Here is a 23,470-nt window from a genome sequence, read left to right as displayed (position 1 = left end):
CATCCGCAGGTTTATGACGATGAAGCGGAAGGGCTGCTTAAGGAGCGTAAAATAGGCCAATACTGATTTTTATACGTTTCGACGGATGTTAGAATTTGGATATAGACAATCTGACAGGAGAAGCAGGTTATTTGAGCCAGATGCTTATGTGCCTATATAACGGTCATGGAGGGATGAAAGGTGAAGAAGTTCTTCAAGCAGATGGTCGTGGCCATTCTGGCTATGGCGAACTCGGGAAGCAATGTTCAGCAGGCCATGATCAGCCAGTTTGGTACAGACAGTGTCATCAATGTAAGGCAGATTGGGGCCAAGGGGAATGGACGGAATGATGATACGCCGTATATCCAGAAGGCCTTGAACCAGGCCGCGGGCAAGGGGGCAAGCGTGTTTTTCCCCAAAGGCACGTACCTGATTGATCCGGCCAAAACGCTGATCGTCGGCGGTAGAACCAAGCTTGTTGGTCAGGGTGCGGATTCGGTGCTTAAGGCTTCGGGCAAGAAATTTGCCTGGGAGCTCCTCCGCGTAACGGGCAGCGAAGTGGAGATCAGCAACCTAAGCATGGACGGCAACAATAAGGTGAACCGTGTCTTTGTGATCGGCGGCGGGACCCAGAACGTGAACGTGAATGGAGTGACGGTCTCGAATGCGACCCAGAGTACCAATCCATCGGATGACGGCTATTCAGAAATCGCGGCAGGCATAGTCATCTACGGCAATACGAGTGGGATTACAGTGAACGATTGCGAAGTGAAAAATATATATGCCATCAACAACATTGGCGGAAGCATGATTGCCAGAGGGATCTACATCACTACCACTTGGGGATCGGATGAGATTGTGGCGAAGCAGGTGAAGATCACGAACTCGCACATTCACCATGTGGGCCCGGCGGATGACGGGGATGGGATTTATTATGAGGACCCGGCTATGGATCAGAATAACGGGCAGAACACCGGCAGTCTGATTGCGGGAAATCTGCTGGAGTATTGTGCAAAGCGCGGGATGAAAATCTACGCCCAGGGCGTTAAGGTGAGCGGGAATCACATTGTGAATTCCTATCTTAACAACAACTATTACCAGGGTACGAACAAGGGCAAGCTGGCCCCGGATATGTTCTCCGCCATCAGCGTGTACGGCAGCCACAATATTATTTATGACAACCTTATTGATGGAGTGGGCAGCTTCTATGCGGCCATTGAGGTGAGCGCTTTCGAGACGGTGGAGAACACGGTGATTTCAAATAACAGGATCATTATGGGCAGCAAAAGCACAATTAAGGGGACAACCGCCATCCGGCTTGGAAATATTTATAATTTCACAATCAAGAACAACAGGATCGAGAACGGGGAGAGAGCTATCTGGACCTGGCAGAACGCCGACTTTGGAGTGATCAAGGACAATGTCATCATTATGAAAAACGGTGGGGGAATTGATCTGTCCACCTATCTTAATGGCTACACCCAGGAGAATCTGGCACTTGGAGGGAACTCCATAACCGCCTCTTCGTTTAAAATCCAGCTTGCCCCCACGAACCACAACGTAACGATCCGGACTTGATCATATATGCGCGTCTAACCGCGGTCTTTATGCCGATTGCATTTTGTTGGCATAAAGACCGCTTTTTTTGTATATCTATGAACTACACGGCAGCCATGATGAGGACCTGACAATACCTAGGGGGCCTGTTCTGATCTGCCTATGTGAGCTGTAGTGAAAAAGGACAAGGGAGCGGGTTGGTTCATGCATTGATACATACGCTTAATCACGGCCTATTCGTTATGTCGTTGGACTTCGAGTTGTATTGGGGTCTGCGGGATGTGAGTCCGGTTAGCCATTACCGGAAGCATTTTGCCCGGGAGCGGGAAATTATCCCGGTAGTGCTCGAAATGTTCGAGCAGGAGGGCATTCATGCCACCTGGGCGACCGTAGGGCTCCTATTCTCCGAGAATAAGGAGCAGATGAAGCAGCAGCTGCCATCTCCGCTTCCTGCCTACATTGACAAGCAGCTATCCCCCTATCCCCATATCGCTGGGGCAGGGCTGGGCGAAGATGAGCAGGAGGACCCTGACCACTATGGCCTATCATTGATCCGCAGAATTCATAATACCCGTTATCAGCGAATCTCCACACATACTTTCTCCCATTACTACTGCCGGGAAGAGGGACAAGACCTGGAGGCATTTCGGGCTGATCTGAAAGCGGCGGTCCGGGCGGCAGAACTTCAGGACATCCGGGTGGGAAGCATCGTGTTTCCACGCAATCAGGTTAACCCGGAGTATCTGCCGCTGCTGCCAGAGGAAGGGATCTATGCCTACCGGGGAAACCCGCCGCATGCCCTGTACAAGGAAGGCTACAGTACGCATGATCCTTTTCCCAAACGGGTGCTCCGCTTGATGGACACTTATTTCAATTTATCGGGATTTCATACTTACGCTCCGGAAGAGCTGGGCCGCGAGGTGCCTCTTAATGTGCCTGCAAGCCATTTCCTGCGTTCGTATTCGAGGAAGCTGGCTCTGCTTGAGCCGATGCGGCTGAGGCGGATTCTTACGGGAATGACCTATGCGGCTAAACACCGGCAGATCTACCATCTATGGTGCCATCCTTATAATCTCGTTGATCCTTACAATCGTAATCTCAGGCTGCTTGCCCGGATCATCGACCACTATAAGATGCTGAACTCCCGGTATGGGATGGAGAGCAGAAATATGGAGGAGCTGAGCGAGCATCTTCTGAGCGAGCATCTTCTGAGCGGGGAATCTTAAGGAGTTATGAACCACGAAGATTAGGTAAGGTGGGAAAAACCATGAATATCGCATTTCTAGTCAAATCTGTTCGGAGACATTACATTGCTGGCCTACTCACCATTGTGGTATGTGTGGGCGGCGCCTACCTCATCAATATGCTCGTTCAGCCGCAGTATAAAGCTGCAGCCAGCCTAATGGCCAATATCGCGTCCAGTAACGAGTCGGGAACCTACAATGAGTTTCTGGCCAGCCAGATGCTCACCAAGACCTACGAGGATGCAATCCAGAGCAGAGTTGTGGCGGGTGAAGTCAAGAAGAAGCTGGGCCTGAAGGAAACGACGGTTGAGCTTCTGAACAGAATCAAGGTAAGAACCGATCCTGGCACCTTGGTCATCAACCTGTATGCGACGGATCGTGATCCGAAGAACGCGGTGGCGATTGTGAATGCTTTTGCCGATGCCTTTATCACCAAATCAAAAGGAATAGTCTCAAGTGCCAAGGTATCGGTTCTGGATTATGGAGACATGGAGCAGGCATCTGTTCCTGTCAGTCCCAGGAAAATGTTCAATCTGGCGCTGGGCGGTCTGATCGGCCTGTTCGCGGCCATGAGCATCTCCCTGCTGCTGGAGAAGCGGCGCCTGCTGCGGAGGAAGAGCCGGATTACTCCGGGAGGCATGGAGAAGACAGCTTGATCTATATAAGTTGAACTTAAGAATTGCTAATAGGCAATAGTGTGAAATGATTCTGTAGAAGCGAAGCGTTCGCCTTTGTGACCGAGACTTCTACCTTAATAAATTTAATCAAGAAATCTGGGCACAACAGCGATCGGAAGAACATTTCACACGGCTGCCCTACCTGTAAATTCATAGTTCAACTTATATACCCGGATATATGGAAATATGGAGGAGAGAGCATGATACGTTGTGCCATAGTGGGGTGCGGGCATATCGCCCGTAAGCATATCGAAGCAATCCGGAATACGGAAGGCGCAGAGCTTGTGGCTTTATGTGACACGGATATGTCCAGGCTGAACGAATTCGAGCTTAGTATCCGTGTGCCTGTGTTCACAGAAATGGCAGAGATGCTTCAGATGCTGCCGGAGATTGATCTGATCTGCATCTGCACGCCGAGCGGTATCCATGCCAGGCTGGCAGAGCAGGCCGCTAGGGCGGGCAAGCACCTGATTATCGAGAAGCCGGTTTCCCTTACGGCCGAGGACGGAGAGACGATTCGGCAGGCCGTCAGATACAGCGGGGTCAAAGCCGCGGTTGTTCATCCGAACCGCTACCGGCCGGCTGTCCGGTATCTGAAGTGGGCGCTGGACGGGGGCCTTCTCGGCAAAATCAGCCACGTGAACGCGACCGTCCGGTGGAACCGGCCGCAGGCTTATTATGACCAGGCGCCTTGGCGGGGAACGCGGGCTATGGATGGCGGGGTCCTGATGAACCAGGCGATTCACAGCCTGGATTTGCTGCTCTGGATGTTCGGCCCGGCTGCGCGGGTTCAAGCACTGGCGGACACCAGGCTGAGACGGATCGAGACCGAGGATGTGGCGGTTGCCGCGCTGAGGTTCGAGAGCGGTGTGCTGGGTGTTGTGGAGGCAGCGACCACGGTGTATGAGCACAATCTTGAGGAATCGATCAGTGTATTCGGAGAGAACGGTTATGTTGTCATCGGCGGAGCGACCGCCAACTGGATCAAGCACTGGAAGTGCTCCTCGATGACACCTGGTGAAATTGACCGCGTTATCCAGCGTGTGGAGCAGGACCCGTATGGAATACCGGGGCATCAGCGGATCATCGAGGATATGGTGAACGCGATCAAGGACGACCGTGACCCCGCGGTGACCGTGGATGATGGAATCCGGGCCGTACAGCTTGTGCACGATATTATCGCTTCCGCCGAAAGAGAAGAAATTCACACGTAAGCTCACTCAGGGAGTATCTATTTATAAGGACGGAGGCTTAAGCATGCAGGGGGAATCCACCAGGCTTCAGAATTACAGCGCGGCATTGACAGAGAAGCTGCTGAACAGATCAGCGGTCATCGGAGTGATCGGCCTGGGTTATGTGGGGCTGCCGCTGGCGGTGGAGAAAGCCAAGGCCGGTTACCGGGTTATTGGATTCGATGTTCAGGCCGGCAAGATCGACATGGTCAACAGCGGTGTGAACTATATTGGCGATGTGATCGATGAGGACCTTAGAGGTCTTGTCCAGAGCGGCCGGCTTCAGGCCACCTCGGATTATTCTTTTCTAAGGGAAGCGGACGCGGTGGCCATCTGTGTGCCCACCCCGCTGGACACGTACCAGCAGCCGGATACGAGTTATGTGGAGAACTCGGCTCGGGAAATCGCCCGATATCTTCACCCGGGCATGCTGGTGGTGCTGGAGAGCACGACTTATCCGGGCACAACGGAGGAATTGGTCAGGCCGATCCTTGAAGGGTCTGGACTTCGGTGCGGGGAGGATTTCTTCCTGGCTTATTCACCAGAGCGGGTGGACCCGGGCAATAAGCTGTTCAACACGAAGAATACACCCAAAGTAGTGGGCGGGATTACCGCAGACTGTTCCAAAGTGGCTCAGACCCTGTACGCCGAGGTCCTCGACGGACACGTGCATGTTGTCTCCAGCCCGTCTGTTGCGGAAATGGAGAAGATCTATGAGAACACGTTCCGCCATATCAACATTGCCTTGGCTAATGAGATGGCCGTGCTGTGCAGCCGGATGGGCATCAATGTCTGGGAGGTGATTGATGCCGCCAAGAGCAAGCCTTACGGCTTCATGGCCTTCTATCCAGGCCCCGGACTGGGTGGACACTGTATTCCGATCGACCCGTTCTATCTGACCTGGAAGGCAAGGGAATATAACTACCACACCCGCCTGATTGAGCTGGCCGGGGAGATCAATAATGCCATGCCCGAATTCGTGGTTCAGAAGATCGGGGAGATTCTCAACCGGGAGAAGAAGCCGATCAGCGGCTCCACCGTCTATCTGCTTGGGGTTGCCTATAAGAAGGACATTGATGATTACCGGGAATCTCCGGTTCTCCACATCATTGAACTGCTTGAAGAGCGGGGGGCTGAGGTATGGGTAAGCGATACCCATATCCGTGCTTTCCGTCACCGGGGACGGGATTATGAATGTATGGAGCTGACTCCGGAGCGGTTGTCCGCGGCGGATATCACGGTTATTACTACGGATCATTCCGGCTTTAATTATGGGATGGTGGGTGCGGCAAGCCGCTGCTTGTTCGATACCCGGAATGCGATGCAGGGGTGGAGCAAGCCACTCCGCTACGAGCTTCTCTAAAATAGCATCCTTCGGAAGATCAGGCAGTGAACGCAGCTAATAGAAGTTGAACTATATAAAATGAACTTTCAAAGTTAACCTCTCTCAGCGGAGAGGCCGAGTGATTCTGAAGAAGCGGAGCGTCCGCCTTTGTCTCCGAAATGCCCCTACTTGGAAATCTAGTTCAAGCATTTCGGAGACAACAGCGGGCGTAAGAACACTCGGCATCCCAGTGCCCCATAAGGGTAACCTTCATAAGTTCATTTTATATAGATTTAGAAATTTGTGGACAGCGACCCCAAAGAGCAATTCATCCAGGTGCCTCCATCCGTACAACTTTTTGTTCAACTTATAATGCAGAGAAATAGTTCAAAGGAGTCTGGTGATAGATGACTTATTACGCCCATCCCACGGCCGTTATTGACCCAGGAGCGGAGATTGGTACGGATTCGAAAATTTGGCACTTCTCACATGTCTCACCCACGGCGGTCATTGGTGAACGGTGCAGTCTAGGGCAGAACGTATATATCGGCAACCATGTGAACATAGGGCACGGGGTAAAAATTCAGAACAATGTCTCTGTCTACGAGGGAGTTTATCTTGAGGACAATGTCTTCTGCGGGCCCAGTATGGTGTTCACGAATGTGCTGACGCCAAGATCGGCTTTTCCCCGCAACACCTCCGAGGATTACAGAAGAACCGTGGTCAAGAAGGGCGCATCCATCGGTGCCAACGCTACGATTGTCTGCGGAGTTACTATTGGCGAATCGGCGCTGGTGGCCGCGGGGGCGGTCGTTCACCGGGATGTGCCGCCTTATGCGCTCTATGCGGGTGTGCCGGCCAAGAGGATCGGCTGGGTGTGTGAGTGTGGTTTAACGCTTGAGTTTGGTAGTACACTGGCTGTCTGCTCATGCAGCCGTGAATATAAGCTGGACCAGGATAAGGTTCACAAAATGAGAGAGGTGTAGTGGATGGAACAGCCGCCTGTAACAATGAACCGTATACCGATACTTGATCTAGGCCCTGAAATGAACCAATTGAAGCCGCAGCTGATGCGTGCGGTGGAAGATGTGCTGGATACGGGCACATTCATCATGGGTGAGCAGGTGAAGCAGTTTGAGCGGGAAGCCGCTGAATATCTAGGTGTTGAACACGCGGTAGCTCTGAATTCGGGCACAGATGCGCTGGTGCTGGCGCTGCTAAGCAGCGGGATTGGACCCGGGGATGAGGTGATTACAACCCCATTCACCTTCTTTGCCACGGCTGAAGCGATCAGCCAGGTTGGTGCGGTGCCTGTGTTCGCCGATGTGGAAGCCACGACATTCAATCTGGATTTGGATCAGGCTGCGGAATTGGTCACAGCAAAGACCAAGGCGATTATCCCTGTTCATTTGTTCGGTCATCCGGTGGATATGGATGGTGTGCTTGAGCTGGCGGACCGGCATGGCTTATATGTGGCTGAGGACACTGCGCAGGCCTTTGGAGCGGAGTATAAAGGCCGGAGAGCGGGAACGATCGGCGATTTCGGCTGCTTCTCGTTCTTCCCTTCCAAGAATCTGGGGGCCTTTGGCGATGGCGGCATGATCACCACGAATAATGCAGTGTTCGCAGAGCGGGCGGCCATGCTGAGAACCCACGGGTCGAAGAAGAAATATATGAATGAGCTGGTCGGCTTCAATTCCCGCCTGGATGAGCTTCAGGCTGCCATGCTGCGGGTGAAGCTTCCTTATATCGACCAGTGGAATGAAGGCCGCAGAGCGGCGGCAGACAGGTACAGAGCACTCCTGGGCGGAGCCCAGGGAATTGTGCTGCCGGCCGAAGCAGATTATGCGGGTCATGTCTATCACCAGTTCACAATCCGTGTGCTGGATGGCCGACGGGATGAACTGAAGGCGAAGCTTGAGGGGAAAGGCATCAGCACCATGGTTTATTATCCGGTGCCGGTTCACCGGCTTCCGGTGTATAGGTATCTGGGCTTCAGTCTTCCGGTCTCCGAACGGCTGGCTTCGGAGGTCCTGTCGATTCCGATTGGGCCGATGATCGATCCTGCTGTTCAGGAACTGGTTGCCGATTCCATAATCGAGGCTCTGCGCTAAAGGCCGCATGCTGAATTACTTCAGGAAATTAGCCCTGGATCAATTTCTGCGCAGCGTTCTGGTGCTGGCTGGAGGAACCTTGTTCAGCCAGTTGATCATCCTGGCGACACTGCCGCTTGTAACCAGGTTATACACCCCTGCAGAATATGGCACTTATTCAATTTATCTGTCTGTCATCGGCATCCTGCTGATGCTGGTCTCCTTCTCCTATGAAAGCGCCGTGACCCTGCCCGAAGACGACAAGACGTCCTCCAGCGTGCTGGGTCTGTGTCTCTTGATCTGCAGCGGTGTCAGTGTGGTAAGCGGCCTGGCGATCTTCCTGCTTCAGAAGCCGCTGGCGGTCTGGCTGCAGGATGGGGATCTTCCACACTACTCCCTTTTATTTGCAGTGAGCTTGTTCTTCGCCGGAAGTTATCAAATTTTGAATTATTGGCTGGTCCGCAAAAAACACTTTCGGATGCTGGCCCGGACGAAATACACGCAAAGCATCGGTCAGGTGTCTTCCCAAATTGGCCTCAGCCTTTTCGGCCTTGGGCCGCTTGGTCTGATTGTGGGGGATATCCTCGGGCGGCTGGGCGGACTGCTCCCTCAGTGGAGGCGGTGGCGCGGGGATATGAGGAAGGATTCCATCGTGCTTGGCTGGCATGATCTTAAGGATAGCGCCTACCGGTACAGACGGTTCCCACAGCTGTCCCTCGCCTCGAACGTGCTGAACAGTGTGGGCATTTACCTTCCCGCCATATGGCTTGCGGCCTTCTATGGGGCACATGTGGCCGGTTGGTTCGCACTGGGTCAGCGGATTCTCGGGTCCCCTATGACCCTGATTATGAGCTCTGTCCGCAATGTGTATTTAGCGGAGTCGTCGGAGTACATGCTGAAGGACCCGTCAAGGCTGTCCCCCTTGTTCCACAAGACTGTACGGCATGTATTTGTGCTGGGACTGGTCATTATAGCTGTTTTTTTCGCAGTAGGCCCTTCAGCCTTCTCCTTTCTGTTCGGGGACGCTTGGAGACAGTCCGGGGAGATCATTCGGCTTCTGTCGGTCATGTATTTGAGCCAGTTCGTTGCGAACTCCGTGGGCAGCACTATTGATGTCATGGAGAGGCAGGATTTGCACTTGTACCGCGAGATCTTCAGGACTGTTCTGATTGCAGTTGCGCTGGGTTTTGCCCTGTATACCCACCAGTCGGCGGATATGGCAATCCTGTTCTTCAGTGCGGCCTCAACGCTCGGTTATGTGCTCCATCTGGGCATGTCATGGCTGTCGATCAGGAAATACGAAGTCACAGCTCGGGCTGAAGCAGTTATAGCTGTATCGGGGGGACTTGAGGAATCCGGATTAGATACAAGAGAGCAGCTTAGGCTGGCGGAGGGTGTGATGTTGGCAGACCCGAAGCGCGGACAAGAGCAAGATCAGGAACAGGAGCAAGCAGAGCGGGAGCAAGAGCAGGAGCAAGATCGGGAGCACGAGAATGGCCAAGAGCAGGAGAGTGTCGATGTGCAGGTGGCACAGTGGAACTGGTTCAGACAACAGCGGAAAATGGGGCTGGCGCGGTCAGGTCAGCGGATTACTTACGCCGATGCGGCACGCCGTATTCTTCAGGCAGCACGTCAGAGAGACGGCGTGCTGCTGCCAGAGGCGCCAAGACCAACAGAGATACCAGGCCCTACAGAGGCAACAACACCACTTAACCCAGATCAAATTAAGAAGGAACGAGGGTAACCAGATTGCTGATACTACGTTCTCCGATGCAGTACAGACCGGAAAGGGAGTACATTTACCGGGTCGTATTTGAAGAGTTCCTTGGTATGGATTACAGCGTGATTTACGAAGAACGGGACCATATCGAGATTGTAAAAGAAGGCGCAGAGGGCGAGGCACATCGCCTTATCCTTGCCGATGTGCTTCTTCGTACGGCAGAAGAAGCCTGGCTTCAGGCGCCTTCGATGCCGCAGCTTCCGCTTAACGAGGCGGTGATCCCGGGCATGGGTACTGTTCCGGTACTGTACGGAAGGTCCAATCCGAAGGGAACCTATATCTTCACTTCCGGTGGAGGTGTCGAGTGCGGCATCGATATTTTCGGCGGCTGTCTGTTCATGCTGACCAGATACGAGGAGTTGGTTGTTCCGGACAGGGACCGCCATAACCGGTTCAGCGCCTACAGCTCAGTGGCTTACCAAGCCGGATTCCTGGATCGGCCCATAGTTAACGAGTATGTGGAGATCCTTTACCTCTGTATCCAAATGCTGTGGCCGGAGCTGCGGCGCCGGGAGCGCACCCTAAGGACAATGATCAGCCACGATGTGGATGCGGCTTATTTCGTCTACGGCCGCAGCAGGCTGAGCATCGCCAAGGAGAGCGCGATGGATATTCTCCGCCGCCATGATCCAGAATCGGGTCTAAGAAAGGCCGTCATGCTTGGACGGAAGCAGATGGACCTGGGTCCCGATCCTTTTAACACATTTGACTGGCTCATGAGTCTAAGTGAGCGCCATGGAATCCGCAGCAGCTTTTACTTTATCGCGGAAGAGACCGAACCAGGGATGGACGGAAATTACACGCTTGAGGACGCAAATATCCGGAATCTCTTTAGGGAAATCCATGCAAGGGGGCACGAGATCGGGCTGCACCCTGCTTATCAGACCTATCTGCATCCGGAGCGCATCAAGCGGCAGTTCCAGATGCTCCGCAGCTCTGCGGAGGAGTGCGGCATCATGCAGGACCGCTGGGGCGGACGGCAGCATTATCTCCGGTGGCAGGCCCCGGATACCTGGCAGCACTGGGAGGATGCCGGACTCCATTACGACAGCACACTCAGTTATGCCGACTCTGCCGGTTTCAGATGTGGAGTCTGTTATGAGTTCCCGGTGTTCAATCTGATTGCCCGAAGTCCGCTCCAGCTTCGGGAGCGGCCCTTGATCGTGATGGATCAATCCATTGTACATCCAGACTACATGGGCCTTGCCGGAGACCAGGCGCTTCGGGCAATCCTTCATTATTACGGACAGTGCGCGAAATATAACGGGGATTTCACACTGCTCTGGCACAACAGTCAGCTGGTGAGGTCGGCTGATAGGCAGCTGTACCAATCCTGCCTTGAGAAGCTGGGCAGCTATAATCCCGCAAAGGTGAGTGTATCGTGAAGATCGCATATGTAATCCATTGGAATGAAGGGCCTCGGAGCGGCGTGTTCAAAAAGGTTGTGCACCAGGTTTCGGAATGGACCCGGCTTGGCCACCGGGTTGCCCTATTTCTGTTTACCCGTGCAACGGGGGAGTACTGGGAGCGGGCGCTCGAGGGTGTGGAAGTGCGGGTACAGTGTTATGACGGTGCTCTCTCACGGCTGCGTGATTTCAAGAGGCTTGCAGACCAGGTGCTCGGGTGGAGCCCCGATGTGATCTATCACCGGTATGATCAGTATTACTTCGGGCTTCCCCGGCTTCTCAGACGCGTTCCATCGGTGTTGGAAGTTAACAGCAACGATCTGACCGAAATGCGGATGGAGAGCGGTTCTCTGAAGTACCTTTATCACAAATACACCCGGAGACGCATACTCCAGGCAGCGGACGGGGCTGTGTTTGTGAGCCGGGAGCTGTCCGGTGAGCCCGGGTTCAGCCGCTACGTGAAGAAGCAGGTGGTGATCGGCAACGGCATTAATCTGGAGGAATTCCTCGTAAGCCGGAGCATGACGGCGGTGAGTGAGGGCTGCATAGAGGAGCTGAACGAATCCAAGGAACAGCTGAAGGAGTCAACCCAATCCCAGGTAGGGAGCGGTTTAGGGACTGGTTTGGGAGCCGACCAGTGGGCTGCTGTGAGCTCTAAGAGTCAGGCTGGCGAACCTCTTGGCCCCACATCCGCCGGGGTCTTGGTTCTGGAACAAACAGTGGATTCGGAATCGGAACAAGATTCCCCACCAAATTCCCTACCAAATCCGGTGGAGTCCGCTTCCAATCCAGTGGAATCTCTCCGCTCCATATCCGCTGAACCGGTGCGCTTCGTGTTCATCGGGTCCTCCGGCCAAGCTTGGCATGGGGTAGATCTAATTGCAGACTTGGCTGCCCGGCGTCCCGCATGGAAGTTCGATGTCATCGGACTCACCAACGATGAGCTGGAAGGGCCTGTTCCGGCCAACATGAGCTTTCATGGCCCGCTCACGAGAGCGGAGTATCAACCTCATCTGGACCAAGCCGATATTGCGCTTGGTACGATGGCCCTGTTCCGCAAGCGCATGGCCGAGGCTTCCCCGCTTAAGGTGCGCGAGTATTTGGCGAACGGACTGCCGGTGATCATTGCGTACGAGGAGACGGATTTCCCCGAGCCTGTACCGTTCCTTCTGAAGCTGCCGAATCAGCCGGACAGCCTGGTCCTGCATCTCGGCAGGATTGAGGAGTTTGCCTCCCGCTGGAGAGGCAGCAGGGTTCCACGCAAGGAGATCACCCGGCTGGATGTGAAGACCAAGGAATCAGAGCGGCTTAAATTTATGAAATCCGTAATCAGGGAGAAGGGTGATGGAAGGTGAATATGGAGCTCGGCCTGATTCTCCTGCTGGTCATTGCCATTCTATTTTTCGGAGCTCAGTGTATTCTGCAGCTTGGTCTTAAGATTGACGCCGGTTATGTGCTCGGATTCAGCATTTTCTTCGATGCTATCGGATATTTCTACAGGCAGTACGTCCCTGGAAACACGCTGATTGTACTGGTTGGGGCTCCTCTGCTTGTGGTGCTGATCGCGTGGTTTCAGAAGCCGACGATTGCCAGAGGCCTTCTGGAGAACAGGGGCATCTGGTTGTGGGCTTTATTCTTCGGGTACTGTGTGGTCTCCTACGCCTGGGCATCCCTGGACTCAAATGGTCTATCCAAGGAGCTGCTGTTGATCACCAGGGGTGTGATTCCCGGACTTTATACATACATTGTTTACAAAAAATACGGCAAGCTGTCCTGGACGGTGGTTGCCTTGTTCGGGCTCGCTTATTCCGGTGTACACCTGATATTCGGTGAGTACACAAGTGAGTATCCCGGCAGGCTGACACTGCCTGGAGATAATCCGATCTTTAATGCGCGGATCTCCCTGATTGCTGCCACGGCTGCGCTGTGGGGCAGAAACATCCCCTGGCCGGTGCGTCTGCTTACGCTTGGAACCGCGCTTGCTTCTGCTTTTGCCACTCAGTCCAGGGGGCCTGTTGCGGCATTTGTCGCAGCGAATGTGCTAATCTTTGGTTACTTCATGTACAAAAAATACAAAAGCGGCGGACTCCGCAGACTGAAGCGTTATGCCGGCGCAGCCGCTGGACTGGTTCTTCTGGGGGGGATTGCCGCAGGCATCTACGCGGACGATCTGGAGCAGCTGGTGGGCGGCAGCCGGTTTACCGTCCTGTTCAGCGGCAGCCAGCTTCAAGGCGATGACAATTTCCTGGGCAGGGTGGATTTGCAGCTCAGGGCATTTGAGGACTTCCAGGAACGGCCGTTTTTTGGCTCGGGGCTCGGTGGAAGCACTCCGCCTGTGGAGAAGGAGTTTCCGCATAATGTCATTTTGGAGATCGCCAGTGAACTGGGGATTGCAGGCCTGCTCCTATGGGCGGTGGCGTATCTCTATTCCCTGGGGGCGGTTAGAGCATATCCGGTGCTGATGGTGCTGTTGATCCAGTCCTTGGGCTGCGCCTTGCTCAGCGGTGACTTCGGGTTCAATTATGAGTACATGTTATTCGCATTTGTATCGCTGGCGTTCGTGAAGAAACGGGAACGGGAAGGAGCGGGCTGGATTGAAGAGGGTTCTTTTTCTTATCACAGGACTTGATTATGCAGGGGCGGAGAATCAGGTTGTCCAGCTGTGCAGGGCACTTCGCGCCAAAGATTACAGTGTGCTGCTGATCAGTATGGTGAAGCCCGTGGCCTACCTGGATGAGCTACAGGAGATGGGGGTGGAAGTCCGCTCTCTCCATATGCGCAGAGGAGTGGCTGATCCTAGGGCGATTTTCCGTCTCAAAAGAATCATACGAGCGTTCCAGCCCGATATTGTCCACAGTCACATGGTGCATGCCAACCTGCTGGCCAGGCTGACGCGGGTGTTCGTACGCATGCCGCTCTTGATCTGCACGGCGCACAGTATCAATGAAGGAGGTTGGCTCCGCAACCTTCTCTACCGGGTTACCGATCCGTTCTGTGATCTGATGACGAATGTGAGTCAGGAGGCGGTGAACCGTTATGTGGAGATCAAGGCTGCACCGAAGCACAAAATCATCTTCATGCCCAACGGCATCAACATGGACCGGTTCACCAGATCCGATCTGGCCGGACGGACGCTCAGGCAGGAGTTGGGGCTCGGGAACTGCTTTATCTGGCTAGCCGCTGGGCGTCTTGCCCCCGAGAAGGACTATGCCTCTATGCTGAGCGCTTTTGGCAAGGTACACCGGCTCTATCCCGGCAGCAGGCTGCTAATTGCGGGCATCGGTCCAGAGCGCCCGGCCCTTGAGGAGCTCAGCCGGACGCTTGAGCTTGATGAATCCGTTCTGTTTCTCGGGATACGCTCCGACATGTCCAGGCTGATGAGTGCGGCGGATGCTTATGTAATGTCCTCCAAGTGGGAGGGGCTTCCGATGGTGCTTCTCGAGGCTTCGGCCAGCGGACTGCCCATTGTGGCGACTGACGTTGGGGGCAACCGGGAAGTGGTGCATGACCGGGTGAACGGTTATCTGGCTGAAGCGTCCGATCCGGACCAGCTGGCGGACTGTATGCTTCGGCTGATGGAGAAGCCAGAGGCTGTGCGTGCCGAAATGGGACGCGCGGGCAGGGAATATGTGAACAGCAAATTTAATATAAATACGATTGTTGAAAGATGGGAGAGCTTATATGGGCAAGACGTGCACCGATCACTCAGTTCCTAGAAAGGCGGCTTATGTGGCAACGGTATATGCCCATCTGGCCGCATTCCATCTCCCGTTTATGGAGGACCTTCGCCAGGATGGCTGGGAGGTCCACGCGTACGCAGGCCCGGATCATAGGCGACAGAAGGTGGAAAGTGCGGGATTTGCATGCAGGGATATTCCCTTCAGCCGAAGCCCCCTGGCCTGGGGGAATGTGCGGGCTCTCTTTCAAATGATCCGGCGGCTTAGGCAGGAGAATTATGAGCTTATTCATGTTCATACCCCTAACGCCAGCCTGATCACTAGGCTGGCGGCCTGGCTTGCAGGCGCAAGAGGCGTGGTCTACACCGCTCATGGATTTCATTTTCACCAGGGAGGTTCCAGGCTCGGCTGGCTGCTGTATTACCCGCTGGAGCGCATGATGTCCAGACTCACGGACCTGCTGATAACGATTAACAGCGAGGATTTCAAGCGGGCGGAGAATTTCCCGGTGCGGGGGCGGCTGGTGTATATCCCCGGTGTGGGGGTGGACCTTGAGGGGCTGAACCGACCCGGGAGAGAAGTTGGGAGGCTTAAGCGGGAGCTTGGGATTAACGGGGACACCTTGACGGTGCTGTGTGTGGCTGAGCTCAACCGGAACAAGAACCAGGCCCAGCTTATTCATGCTGTCCACAGCCTGGTCCGGCGGGAGATTCCCGTGACACTGCTGCTCGCAGGGGTCGGCAGCAGCGAGGAGATATGCCGGGACTTGTCCCGGGAGCTCGGGCTTGCGGAGCAGGTGAAGTTTCTGGGCTTCCGCCAGGATATTCCCGAGCTGATGGCTGCCGCGGATGTCATTGCCCTCACATCCAGGCGGGAGGGGCTGCCGAAGGTGCTGCTGGAGGGGCTTGCGGCGGGGAAGCCCCTGCTGGTTACAGATGTCAGGGGAAGCCGTGATCTAGTTGTGCAGGCTGATAACGGATACGTCGTTCCGCTGGACGATGCCGAAGCGGCAGCTTCTGCGCTGCTTCAGCTCTATGAGGATCCCAGCCTTAGAGAACGGATGGGCAGGCGCAGCCGCCAGATGTCGCTTCGTTATGACCTGAAGCGGATTCGCTCCTTGATGAGGGAGCTTTACAATGAGGTATTGCATGGAGGTTATGGGAGGAGAGAGGAGCGGCGCTTCACAAATGATTAAGCTTTTTCGTCTCAAAGGCATGAAGGTGTTCGTGCTGCTGCTGGACATCTTATTTGTCTATGCCAGTTATCTGTTAGCTTACAAGCTGATCTTCAGAGGGCATATCCCCCCTGCGGAATGGGAGTCATTTCTGGATTACGCCCCGTGGCTCGGGCTGTTTACGATAGTGCCTTATTACATGTTTTATTTGTATGATTTTGCCGGACGGCAAAAGCCGTCTACCTATTTGTATAACCTAGTTCTTGCACATGTAGTGTTTGTGGCGGAGCTGATCGTGCTGAATTATTGGCTGAAGACCTTCAGCCTGCCAAGAAGCGTGGTTGTGATCGCCTTCGGTGTTCAGTTGGTCTTAACCTTTGGGCTTAGGCTGCTCATCTTCTTGATCCAGTCCAAAGGCATTGGGCGCAAGCGGGCGATGGTAATAGGGGGCCATGGTCATTTAGCCATGGACAGCTTAGAGACGATCCTTGCCAAAGGCAGAACCTGGCTGGATATCCGGCAAATTGTGGTCATCCCTGAAGGGGAAGAGACGCCGCCCGAGTGCTCATGGAGTCATATCGATGTTGTTCTGCTGGCTCATGATCTGCCTGCAAACCTTAAATCAGCTGTAATCCGGGCCGCAGGACTGAGGCGGATTGAGGTGCTGCTGATTCCGGATTTCTATGAGCTGTCGCTCGTCAACGCGGAGTCCCAGCAGCTGGATGATCTGATGGTGTACTCCATTATGCCGCCGCAGCTCAGCCTGTTGGAGAGGATGATGAAGCGGTCGGTGGACCTGCTGGTCTCATCCCTGCTCCTGTTGGCCGCTCTTCCGGTGATGCTGTGTATGTTCCTGCTCATCCCGCTGACATCCAAGGGCAGAGCTCTATTTGTCCAAGAGAGGATCGGCAGACATGAGAAGCCGTTTCACCTGCTCAAGTTCCGCAGCATGGTCGACAACGCTGAACTGAGCACCGGGCCGGTGCTGGCCGAGGCCGGTGACGCGAGAATTACGAGGCTCGGCCAGTTCATCCGGTCAACCCGGATTGATGAGCTGCCGCAGCTGATCAATGTCTTGAAGGGGAATATGAGTCTGGTGGGGCCTCGCCCGGAGCGTGCTTATTTCATCGACCAATTCAAGGCAGAGCTGCCTCATTATACGTACCGGCTGATGGTGAAGCCGGGACTGACCGGGCTGGCCCAGGTTAAGGCGGGTTATGCAACGTCCCCAGAGGATAAGCTGCGGTATGACCTCCTGTACATCAAGAACTATTCCCCGCTGCTTGATCTGCGGATTCTGTTCCAGACGATCATGGTGGTCCTCAAGCGGGAGCAGTCCAGAGGCGTGGCCCGCAGCCCGCAGTCGTCTGCCGGGTCAGGACTTGAGAAGCTGACTGCCGGGTCCGCCGAATACTCCGCGCCGCCAAAACGGATACACGGATGAGCGGGGAAGGCGGAGGCGGCTCCCCGAACCGGACAAAACCTAAAGGAGGCCCGCCAATGAGAATACGCAGGGTGTTTATTGTGCTTGCCATATTGGCCCTGCTTGCAGCGGCGGCCGGACTTTTCCTGTATTGGTGGCTCCAGCCGGCCCGCCACTTCCGGAGTGCTGACATTCCAGTGCTGGCTGTGCCCGATCAGCAATCTGCCACATCCGGGCCTCACTCGGCCGCAGGCAGGAGCAGTGAGGCTCTGCACTCCGGCGTGCTGGGCAATCGGCCTCCAGAACGGCAGAATCCGGATAACCCAGGCAGCGATCAGGTGAGTCTGAATATTTTGGTTCTTGGTATTGATGCCCGGGGGAAGGAAGACTCGCGTACAGATGTGATGATGCTTGCCAAGGTAAATGTGGATAGGAATACCGTTGACCTGGTTTCCATACCAAGAGATACCCGGGTTCAGCTGCCAGGGGTAGGCTTTACCAAGATCAACCATGCGCACCTGCTGGGCGAGCTTCAAGGGGGCAATCATGGCGGGACCAAGGCCTCACTCCAGGCAGTCAGCAATTTGTGCGGCTGCTCTATTAACTACTATATCAAGACTAATTTTGCGGGGTTTGAGCACTTCATCAACACACTTGGCGGGCTTGAAGTCAGCCTTCCTGCCCCGGTTAAGCTGACCTATGCCCACCGTACCCTGCCAGCCGGCAAGCAGGTGCTGAACGGAGACACTGCCCTAAAGCTGGTGCAGGAACGGAAATCATTAAGTGAAGGAGACCGTGGGCGCCAGTCGAACCAGGCCCTCGTGCTGAAAAGTGTCCTCAGGACTCTGGTGAAGCCCGCGAATCTCACCCGGTTACCCGAGCTGATCCAGCAGGTGAGACAAGATATCCTGGATACGAATCTTGAAGATGGGGACATTCTCAGCCTGTCCTTGCTTGCCAAGGAAATGGGGACGGAAGATATCAAGTATCATCAGATACCTGGACATAGCGACAAGCTCTACGATCCTCTGGTCAAGAAGGAGTTATACTACTGGATTCCCGATTTGGCACAACTGAGGCAGATTTATATGAACTATATAAAATAAACTTTAAGAATTAACCGACTTAGCGGAGAGGACGAGTGATTCTGAAGAAGCGGAGCGTCCACCTTTGTCTCCGAAATGCCCCTACTTGGATATCTAATTCAAGGATTTCGGGGACAACCGGGGCCTTAAAGAACACTCGGCATGGCAGCGCCCCAAAAGGGTAACCTTTATATGTGTTCATTTTATATAACCGAATGAACGTTAAACCTGCCGCGAAGCTTTGAATCATTATTTCAGTCATATTTTCATTGCGGCATTCATAAATTGAATCGAATTGCACGGGTGAAGGCCTGGGGAGCCTGCTTTAATCCGGGTTTCATCCGTCAGGGACCTATATGAATAGGAGAGTAGATTCAATGAAAATCGTGGTAACAGGTGGAGCAGGTTTTATTGGAAGGCATACTGTAGAGAAACTATTGGAGGACCGGCATCAGGTTGTGGTGATTGACCACCTGGACGGGGGGATAAGGTCTTTCTACCACAGCGGGGTAACCTTCTACCAGATGGATATTGGCTCGGAAAAGCTTGCGCAGGTTATGGATGCCGAGCGTCCTGAGGGTGTGATCCATTTGGCGGGTCAGGTCAGCGTGCAGCGCTCGATTCAGGACCCTTCTCTGGATGCACAGCATAATATTATGGGTACTGTTAACCTCCTACGGCAGTGTGTTAACTTTCAAGTCCGCAAGTTTGTATTCTCCTCTTCCGCTGCCGTATACGGAAATCCAGCCGTTCTCCCTATTCATGAAGAGCATGAGGTGGCTCCTCTCTCTTTTTACGGCGTCTCCAAGCTTGTATCGGAGATGTATATCCGTTCGTTCTCCAAACAGTTCGGACTGGACTACTCCATTCTGCGTTATGCCAACGTGTATGGCCCGGGGCAGACTATTAAGGGGGAGGGGGCTGTGGTGGCTTCCTTCATCACCCGGATGCTTGACGGCCTAAGGCCTTCTATCTATGGGGATGGAGGCCATTCCAGAGACTTCATCTATGTCAAAGACGTAGCCGCAGCCAACGTCGCGGCGCTCCGGAATGCTTCCGGTGAGACGATGAATATCAGCAGCGGAGAGCCGATGACAATTCAGGAGCTGTTCACCCTTCTGTGTGATCTGAACGGACTTCATATGAGCCCTGACTATCAGGAGTCCAAGGAGGGGGACATTGTGCACAGCCTGCTGAGCAATGATAAAGCCAGAGCTAATCTCCGCTGGGAGCCCGTCTACTCAATGGCGGACGGCCTGCGGGAGACGCTGCACGATTATTCCCTCCAAAAGTCAGCGGTATTATAGCAGCAGCCCGGTAATATGAAATAGTTCTAATAGACGTTTTTCTTTCGGCCGGGATGTGCTAAGATAGAAGAGACTGTGGGTATGAGTTAGTAGTGATTCAAGAGTAGTATCAATGCTCGCTGTTTCCTGGTTTTTGCTAAGAGTTCTATGTTTCAAGGATTAATTTTATAATGTCAGGTAAATGAATGAATCTATCTTAGGATAAAAGTCAATTTCATGGCCTAACCTCTCTTTCAATAGGGATGTTAGGCCTTTTTATGTTGGTAAGGGAGGGATAGAAAGACTCGCTTCGGGGCCCTCAAAGGCCGCTGCACTAGGCAGGGCGGGAGAAGGCTGAACGTGCGGGTCGGGCATCGATGGATCAACTACATGGTCAGCAGCTGCATCAGCTAATAGCAAGTTTTACGGGGAAGATGTTCCGGGATCATTTCGGGAAAGGCCCGGAGTCCGTTATTGTCTCGATTAACCACAAGTTCATTACGATTTACCTGAAAAATTTCCTGATTCCAACAGAACGGGTACTGCTGCAGCAGAATCAGGAACTCATGATTCGTCAGATACGAAGCCGGATGATGCGGCAGATCATTCCAGAGCTGAAGAGTTATCTAGGGGATGTTCTGCAGGACTATCCAGAAGAGATTCTGTACGATTGGGATTATGAGAGCCGAAGCGGCATGCTTGTTGCTCTTTTTCCTAACATTCTGGAGTGCGGCGACCCTGCGGTAAGGGCATACCGGGGACGACTTGAGATTGAACGTGAACTCATGCGGATCAGCGGCCGGATTCAGCAGGAACCAGCGGAGATCAGCTCTTACGAGATTAATCCCAGAACATGGCTTGTGGTCCGAAGTGGCATTCTGGGAGAGCTTGAGAAGGAATTGATCCGGATGGAGCTTGGAGATCTGCTGGGGGATGTGAAGAGAAGACTAGAGAAGGGCTACATAAAGGACAGTACCGTAATCAGCAGTGTTCTCAGCCGCAGTATTGCTGATTGTTTCATAGATTGGGATTACGCGCGGGATCGCAGCATCACTGTCATTACGACCCATCCACCCCGCTCATAAAAGATTACAAATTGGTGATTCTCTGTAACGATATTGTGATTCATTTGCGGCATGCTCTGTATATAATTAAGAAAAAGAGTCCCATGGGGCGTTTGAAACGCGCTAATTTGGTTATTGAAGAGTATATATAATTCGAACCATCACAGCGCCGCTCTCATTCCAGCTCATTTTTAACTTCTTAACTACTTATGAAACAGGCAGGGATGCATCGTGAAGAGAACAGCAGCAATAATCATGGCAGTATTCAGCTTCGTCGTAGTTTCCGTATTCAGTACGTCCGGTACAGCAACCGCAGCAGGAGCAGCACAGAATGCAGTTAAGACACAGACGAGGACCGTATATATCAAGCAAATGAAAACATCAGACGGCCACGTTCGGATCACGGTTGATCCGATTGGATGGTACGTTGGGAAGGAGGCTGACCGCAAGTTCAAAGAGCGGGAGCCTGAAGCCTTCAAAGAAATTGGCGGAGCGCCTGACGGGTATTATATTACCAATGACAGCAAACGTACTGTCAGCTATCAGGTCGCTTCAGATGCGAAGGTCATGATGCAAATCTACGACCGAACAGGCAAAATGGAGGATATCGACCTGAAATGGAACGAGAAGGTCTCCTTGAATAAGTTCAAATCCATCTATCGGAATACGAAGCTGATGGACGTCAGGGAGTTTCCGTACCATATCACGATTAAGAATGGTCAAGTTGTGAAGATCGTTCAGCAGTTCATTCCATAAAAGAATTAAAGTTGAACGCAGAAGGCCGCTCCGTATCGGGGCGGTTTTTTTTGTATGGTATCAGCAGTTCATACTCAGTTTAAATTTGTGCTCTATGATGGGGTTCGTCAATCCAGAGAGCCTCGTACAGTAGAGGCAACTTAGTTTCTTTTAAAGGGAGAGAGGTGTGTTATGACGACAACAACAAATAATAAAGCGCTGGTACTAACCGGCCTATTGTTAGGCTTGATCTTCTCAGAGCTTGATGAGACTGTGGTTTCAACCGCGATGCCTACAATTATCCGTGATCTGGATGGGCTGTCGCTCTATGGATGGGTAGCCGGGGTATATATGCTGGCAATCACCATGTTCATGCCGATTATCGGCAAGCTGGCCGATATCCATGGCCGCAAGAAAGTGTACCTCAGCTGCATGGCTTTATTCATGACTGGTTCCGTCGTTAGCGGGATGGCCCATTCCATGGAGGTGCTTCTGATCGGGAGAGGAATTCAAGGTATTGGAGCTGGCGGATTGATGCCGCTTGCCTTGGTGATTCTCGGTGACACCTATCCGCTTGAACAGAGAGCGAAGATTCAAAGCCTAGTTGGGCCTTTGATGATACTGCCGCAGCTGGTTGGGCCGCTTATGGGCGGTTACTTCGTGAGCCATATCAGCTGGCATTGGATCTTCCTGATTAACATCCCGGTCGGTCTTGCCGCCGCAGTGATTGTCTATCTCGGTATGCGGGAATCACGTGGAAGCGAAGAGAAGAGGCCGATTGACCTGGCCGGTGCGGTCTCGCTTCTGCTCGCGATATTGTCCGTCCTGCTGGCGCCTGTGCTGGTGGATACCCAAGGATATTCGTGGGGCTCCCCGGTAGTTATCGGCCTATTGGCCGTTTCCGCACTGATGATTCTGCTGTTCATCCGGATTGAACGGCGGGCGGAAGACCCAATTATCCCACTCAGCCTGTTCAAGAACCGGCCGGTGGTCGTGCTCTCGCTGCTGGTATTTACGACGATGCTGGGGGTTATGGGGGGAATGGGCGCATTTCCCTTCTTCGCTCAAAACGTGATGGGCCTTACCCCTACTGAATCGGGTTATATGATGCTGGCGTTCATGGCCGGGGCAGTGCCAACCAGTATCGGGGTGGGTTTCATCATTACGAAGATTCCTTATCGTACGATCTTCATCGTCTCTTTTATCTTCCCAATCCTCGGTTTCTTCCTGCTGACCCGTATAGGTGTAAGTTCCACAGTTATTTATGTTGTGTCCAGCTTCTTCATTCTGGGAGTTGGACTAGGGGCGCTGTTCGGGGGAGATAATCTGATTGTTCAGGAATCGGTGGAAAAAGAACACAGTGGGGTGGCGCTGTCCACCGTCCAGCTGATACAGTCCCTGGGCATGACGCTTGGCTTTAGTATTTTTGGAAGCCTGCTGGCCAGAAATATCCATCAAGGGATCGCTGGAATTGGAGGAATTCCTGCCGGGGCGGCTCCCGTGATCGAGACCGGCAAAATCCCGCCAGGGCTGACAGAGGGCGTAGTAAGGCAAACTCAGGAGGTGTTCTCCCAATCCTTTCAGGGCATATTTACGATCGGGCTGTGTTTTGCGGTTGCAGCTTTCGTGATTTGCTGGTTCATGAGAAGAGAAGTGCTGACAACTAAGGAAGAGCACTCTGTAAACGTCATGCATAACTAAGCTGTAAGGCAGCCTTCAGTGATACTGAAGAAG

At 53.5% G+C, this 23,470-nt stretch carries 19 protein-coding genes; all 19 read left to right on the top strand.

Translation table 11 applies throughout. The features are described 5' to 3' along the window. Positions 1-180: 180 nt before the first annotated feature. The 19 genes from BN6628_RS23265 (at position 181) to BN6628_RS23175 (ending at position 23,437) form a co-directional block, all read left to right on the top strand. Entirely contained in the window at positions 181-1,557 is a 1,377-nt protein-coding gene (locus tag BN6628_RS23265) for a glycosyl hydrolase family 28-related protein (RefSeq protein WP_068621044.1), read from the top strand. 260 nt (positions 1,558-1,817) lie between these two features. Beyond that, positions 1,818-2,762, top strand: a complete 945-nt coding sequence (locus tag BN6628_RS23260) for a polysaccharide deacetylase family protein (protein ID WP_148449315.1) — start codon at positions 1,818-1,820, stop codon at positions 2,760-2,762. A 41-nt stretch (positions 2,763-2,803) separates the two neighbouring features. Beyond that, a complete protein-coding gene (locus BN6628_RS23255; RefSeq protein ID WP_068621042.1) occupies positions 2,804-3,436 on the top strand; it encodes a YveK family protein in 633 nt (210 codons plus the stop codon). 221 nt (positions 3,437-3,657) lie between these two features. Then, positions 3,658-4,671 (top strand): Gfo/Idh/MocA family protein, encoded by a 1,014-nt coding sequence (locus tag BN6628_RS23250; protein WP_068621040.1) that lies wholly within the window; start codon positions 3,658-3,660, stop codon positions 4,669-4,671. 43 nt (positions 4,672-4,714) lie between these two features. Beyond that, the gene (locus BN6628_RS23245) at positions 4,715-6,052 is read left to right on the top strand and encodes a nucleotide sugar dehydrogenase (RefSeq protein ID WP_068621038.1); all 1,338 of its coding nucleotides are present in this window, start codon (positions 4,715-4,717) and stop codon (positions 6,050-6,052) included. Between the two features lie 368 nt (positions 6,053-6,420). Continuing rightward, positions 6,421-6,999 (top strand): acyltransferase, encoded by a 579-nt coding sequence (locus BN6628_RS23240; RefSeq protein ID WP_068621036.1) that lies wholly within the window; start codon positions 6,421-6,423, stop codon positions 6,997-6,999. A 3-nt stretch (positions 7,000-7,002) separates the two neighbouring features. Next, entirely contained in the window at positions 7,003-8,127 is a 1,125-nt protein-coding gene (locus tag BN6628_RS23235; RefSeq protein ID WP_235847690.1) for a DegT/DnrJ/EryC1/StrS family aminotransferase, read from the top strand. Positions 8,128-8,134: 7 nt separating this feature from the next. Then, positions 8,135-9,850, top strand: coding sequence for a lipopolysaccharide biosynthesis protein (locus tag BN6628_RS23230; protein WP_068621034.1), 1,716 nt, complete (start codon positions 8,135-8,137; stop codon positions 9,848-9,850). A gap of 5 nt (positions 9,851-9,855) precedes the next feature. Next, positions 9,856-11,271, top strand: a complete 1,416-nt coding sequence (locus BN6628_RS23225; RefSeq protein WP_148449314.1) for a polysaccharide deacetylase family protein — start codon at positions 9,856-9,858, stop codon at positions 11,269-11,271. After that, on the top strand, positions 11,268-12,647 hold the full coding sequence (locus BN6628_RS23220) for a glycosyltransferase (protein WP_068621031.1): 1,380 nt from the start codon (positions 11,268-11,270) through the stop codon (positions 12,645-12,647). Before BN6628_RS23225 ends, BN6628_RS23220 begins: the two co-directional genes overlap by 4 nt. A gap of 2 nt (positions 12,648-12,649) precedes the next feature. Continuing rightward, the gene (locus BN6628_RS23215) at positions 12,650-13,921 is read left to right on the top strand and encodes an O-antigen ligase family protein (RefSeq protein ID WP_068621029.1); all 1,272 of its coding nucleotides are present in this window, start codon (positions 12,650-12,652) and stop codon (positions 13,919-13,921) included. Beyond that, positions 13,887-15,008, top strand: coding sequence for a glycosyltransferase (locus BN6628_RS23210; RefSeq protein WP_068621027.1), 1,122 nt, complete (start codon positions 13,887-13,889; stop codon positions 15,006-15,008). The genes BN6628_RS23215 and BN6628_RS23210 overlap by 35 nt, the downstream gene beginning before the upstream one ends. Beyond that, complete coding sequence (locus BN6628_RS23205; RefSeq protein ID WP_068621026.1) at positions 14,974-16,164, top strand: glycosyltransferase family 4 protein; 1,191 nt, start codon at positions 14,974-14,976, stop codon at positions 16,162-16,164. Before BN6628_RS23210 ends, BN6628_RS23205 begins: the two co-directional genes overlap by 35 nt. Further along, the gene (locus BN6628_RS23200) at positions 16,157-17,587 is read left to right on the top strand and encodes a sugar transferase (protein ID WP_068621024.1); all 1,431 of its coding nucleotides are present in this window, start codon (positions 16,157-16,159) and stop codon (positions 17,585-17,587) included. Before BN6628_RS23205 ends, BN6628_RS23200 begins: the two co-directional genes overlap by 8 nt. A 56-nt stretch (positions 17,588-17,643) precedes the next feature. Further along, the gene (locus tag BN6628_RS23195; protein WP_068621021.1) at positions 17,644-18,672 is read left to right on the top strand and encodes an LCP family protein; all 1,029 of its coding nucleotides are present in this window, start codon (positions 17,644-17,646) and stop codon (positions 18,670-18,672) included. A gap of 356 nt (positions 18,673-19,028) precedes the next feature. Continuing rightward, complete coding sequence (locus BN6628_RS23190) at positions 19,029-19,958, top strand: NAD-dependent epimerase/dehydratase family protein (protein ID WP_068621019.1); 930 nt, start codon at positions 19,029-19,031, stop codon at positions 19,956-19,958. Positions 19,959-20,314: 356 nt separating this feature from the next. Beyond that, positions 20,315-21,022 carry a Na-translocating system protein MpsC family protein gene (locus tag BN6628_RS23185; protein ID WP_068621017.1) on the top strand — a complete coding sequence of 236 codons (708 nt, stop codon included), beginning with the start codon at positions 20,315-20,317 and terminating at the stop codon, positions 21,020-21,022. Between the two features lie 234 nt (positions 21,023-21,256). Further along, positions 21,257-21,757: a hypothetical protein gene (locus BN6628_RS23180; protein WP_068621015.1), complete on the top strand. Its 501-nt coding sequence runs from the start codon at positions 21,257-21,259 to the stop codon at positions 21,755-21,757. A gap of 171 nt (positions 21,758-21,928) precedes the next feature. Beyond that, a complete protein-coding gene (locus BN6628_RS23175) occupies positions 21,929-23,437 on the top strand; it encodes an MDR family MFS transporter (RefSeq protein WP_068621013.1) in 1,509 nt (502 codons plus the stop codon). Positions 23,438-23,470: the final 33 nt, after the last annotated feature.

The organism is Paenibacillus tuaregi, from assembly GCF_900086655.1.
GTDB lineage: Bacteria > Bacillota > Bacilli > Paenibacillales > Paenibacillaceae > Fontibacillus > Fontibacillus tuaregi.
Note: the sequence above shows the minus strand (reverse complement) of the source record. Positions and strands in the feature narration are given on the sequence as shown.

Excerpts from the sequence above, each read along its gene's own strand:
- BN6628_RS23200 (WP_068621024.1), top strand. The coding sequence starts at position 16,157 with ATGATTAAGCTTTTTCGTCTCAAAGGCATGAAGGTGTTCGTGCTGCTG.
- BN6628_RS23205 (WP_068621026.1), top strand. The coding sequence starts at position 14,974 with ATGGGCAAGACGTGCACCGATCACTCAGTTCCTAGAAAGGCGGCTTAT.
- BN6628_RS23255 (WP_068621042.1), top strand. The coding sequence starts at position 2,804 with ATGAATATCGCATTTCTAGTCAAATCTGTTCGGAGACATTACATTGCT.
- BN6628_RS23235 (WP_235847690.1), top strand. The coding sequence starts at position 7,003 with ATGGAACAGCCGCCTGTAACAATGAACCGTATACCGATACTTGATCTA.
- BN6628_RS23215 (WP_068621029.1), top strand. The coding sequence starts at position 12,650 with ATGGAGCTCGGCCTGATTCTCCTGCTGGTCATTGCCATTCTATTTTTC.
- BN6628_RS23195 (WP_068621021.1), top strand. The coding sequence starts at position 17,644 with ATGAGAATACGCAGGGTGTTTATTGTGCTTGCCATATTGGCCCTGCTT.
- BN6628_RS23245 (WP_068621038.1), top strand. The coding sequence starts at position 4,715 with ATGCAGGGGGAATCCACCAGGCTTCAGAATTACAGCGCGGCATTGACA.
- BN6628_RS23190 (WP_068621019.1), top strand. The coding sequence starts at position 19,029 with ATGAAAATCGTGGTAACAGGTGGAGCAGGTTTTATTGGAAGGCATACT.
- BN6628_RS23250 (WP_068621040.1), top strand. The coding sequence starts at position 3,658 with ATGATACGTTGTGCCATAGTGGGGTGCGGGCATATCGCCCGTAAGCAT.
- BN6628_RS23185 (WP_068621017.1), top strand. The coding sequence starts at position 20,315 with ATGGATCAACTACATGGTCAGCAGCTGCATCAGCTAATAGCAAGTTTT.
- BN6628_RS23240 (WP_068621036.1), top strand. The coding sequence starts at position 6,421 with ATGACTTATTACGCCCATCCCACGGCCGTTATTGACCCAGGAGCGGAG.
- BN6628_RS23180 (WP_068621015.1), top strand. The coding sequence starts at position 21,257 with ATGGCAGTATTCAGCTTCGTCGTAGTTTCCGTATTCAGTACGTCCGGT.
- BN6628_RS23175 (WP_068621013.1), top strand. The coding sequence starts at position 21,929 with ATGACGACAACAACAAATAATAAAGCGCTGGTACTAACCGGCCTATTG.
- BN6628_RS23230 (WP_068621034.1), top strand. The coding sequence starts at position 8,135 with ATGCTGAATTACTTCAGGAAATTAGCCCTGGATCAATTTCTGCGCAGC.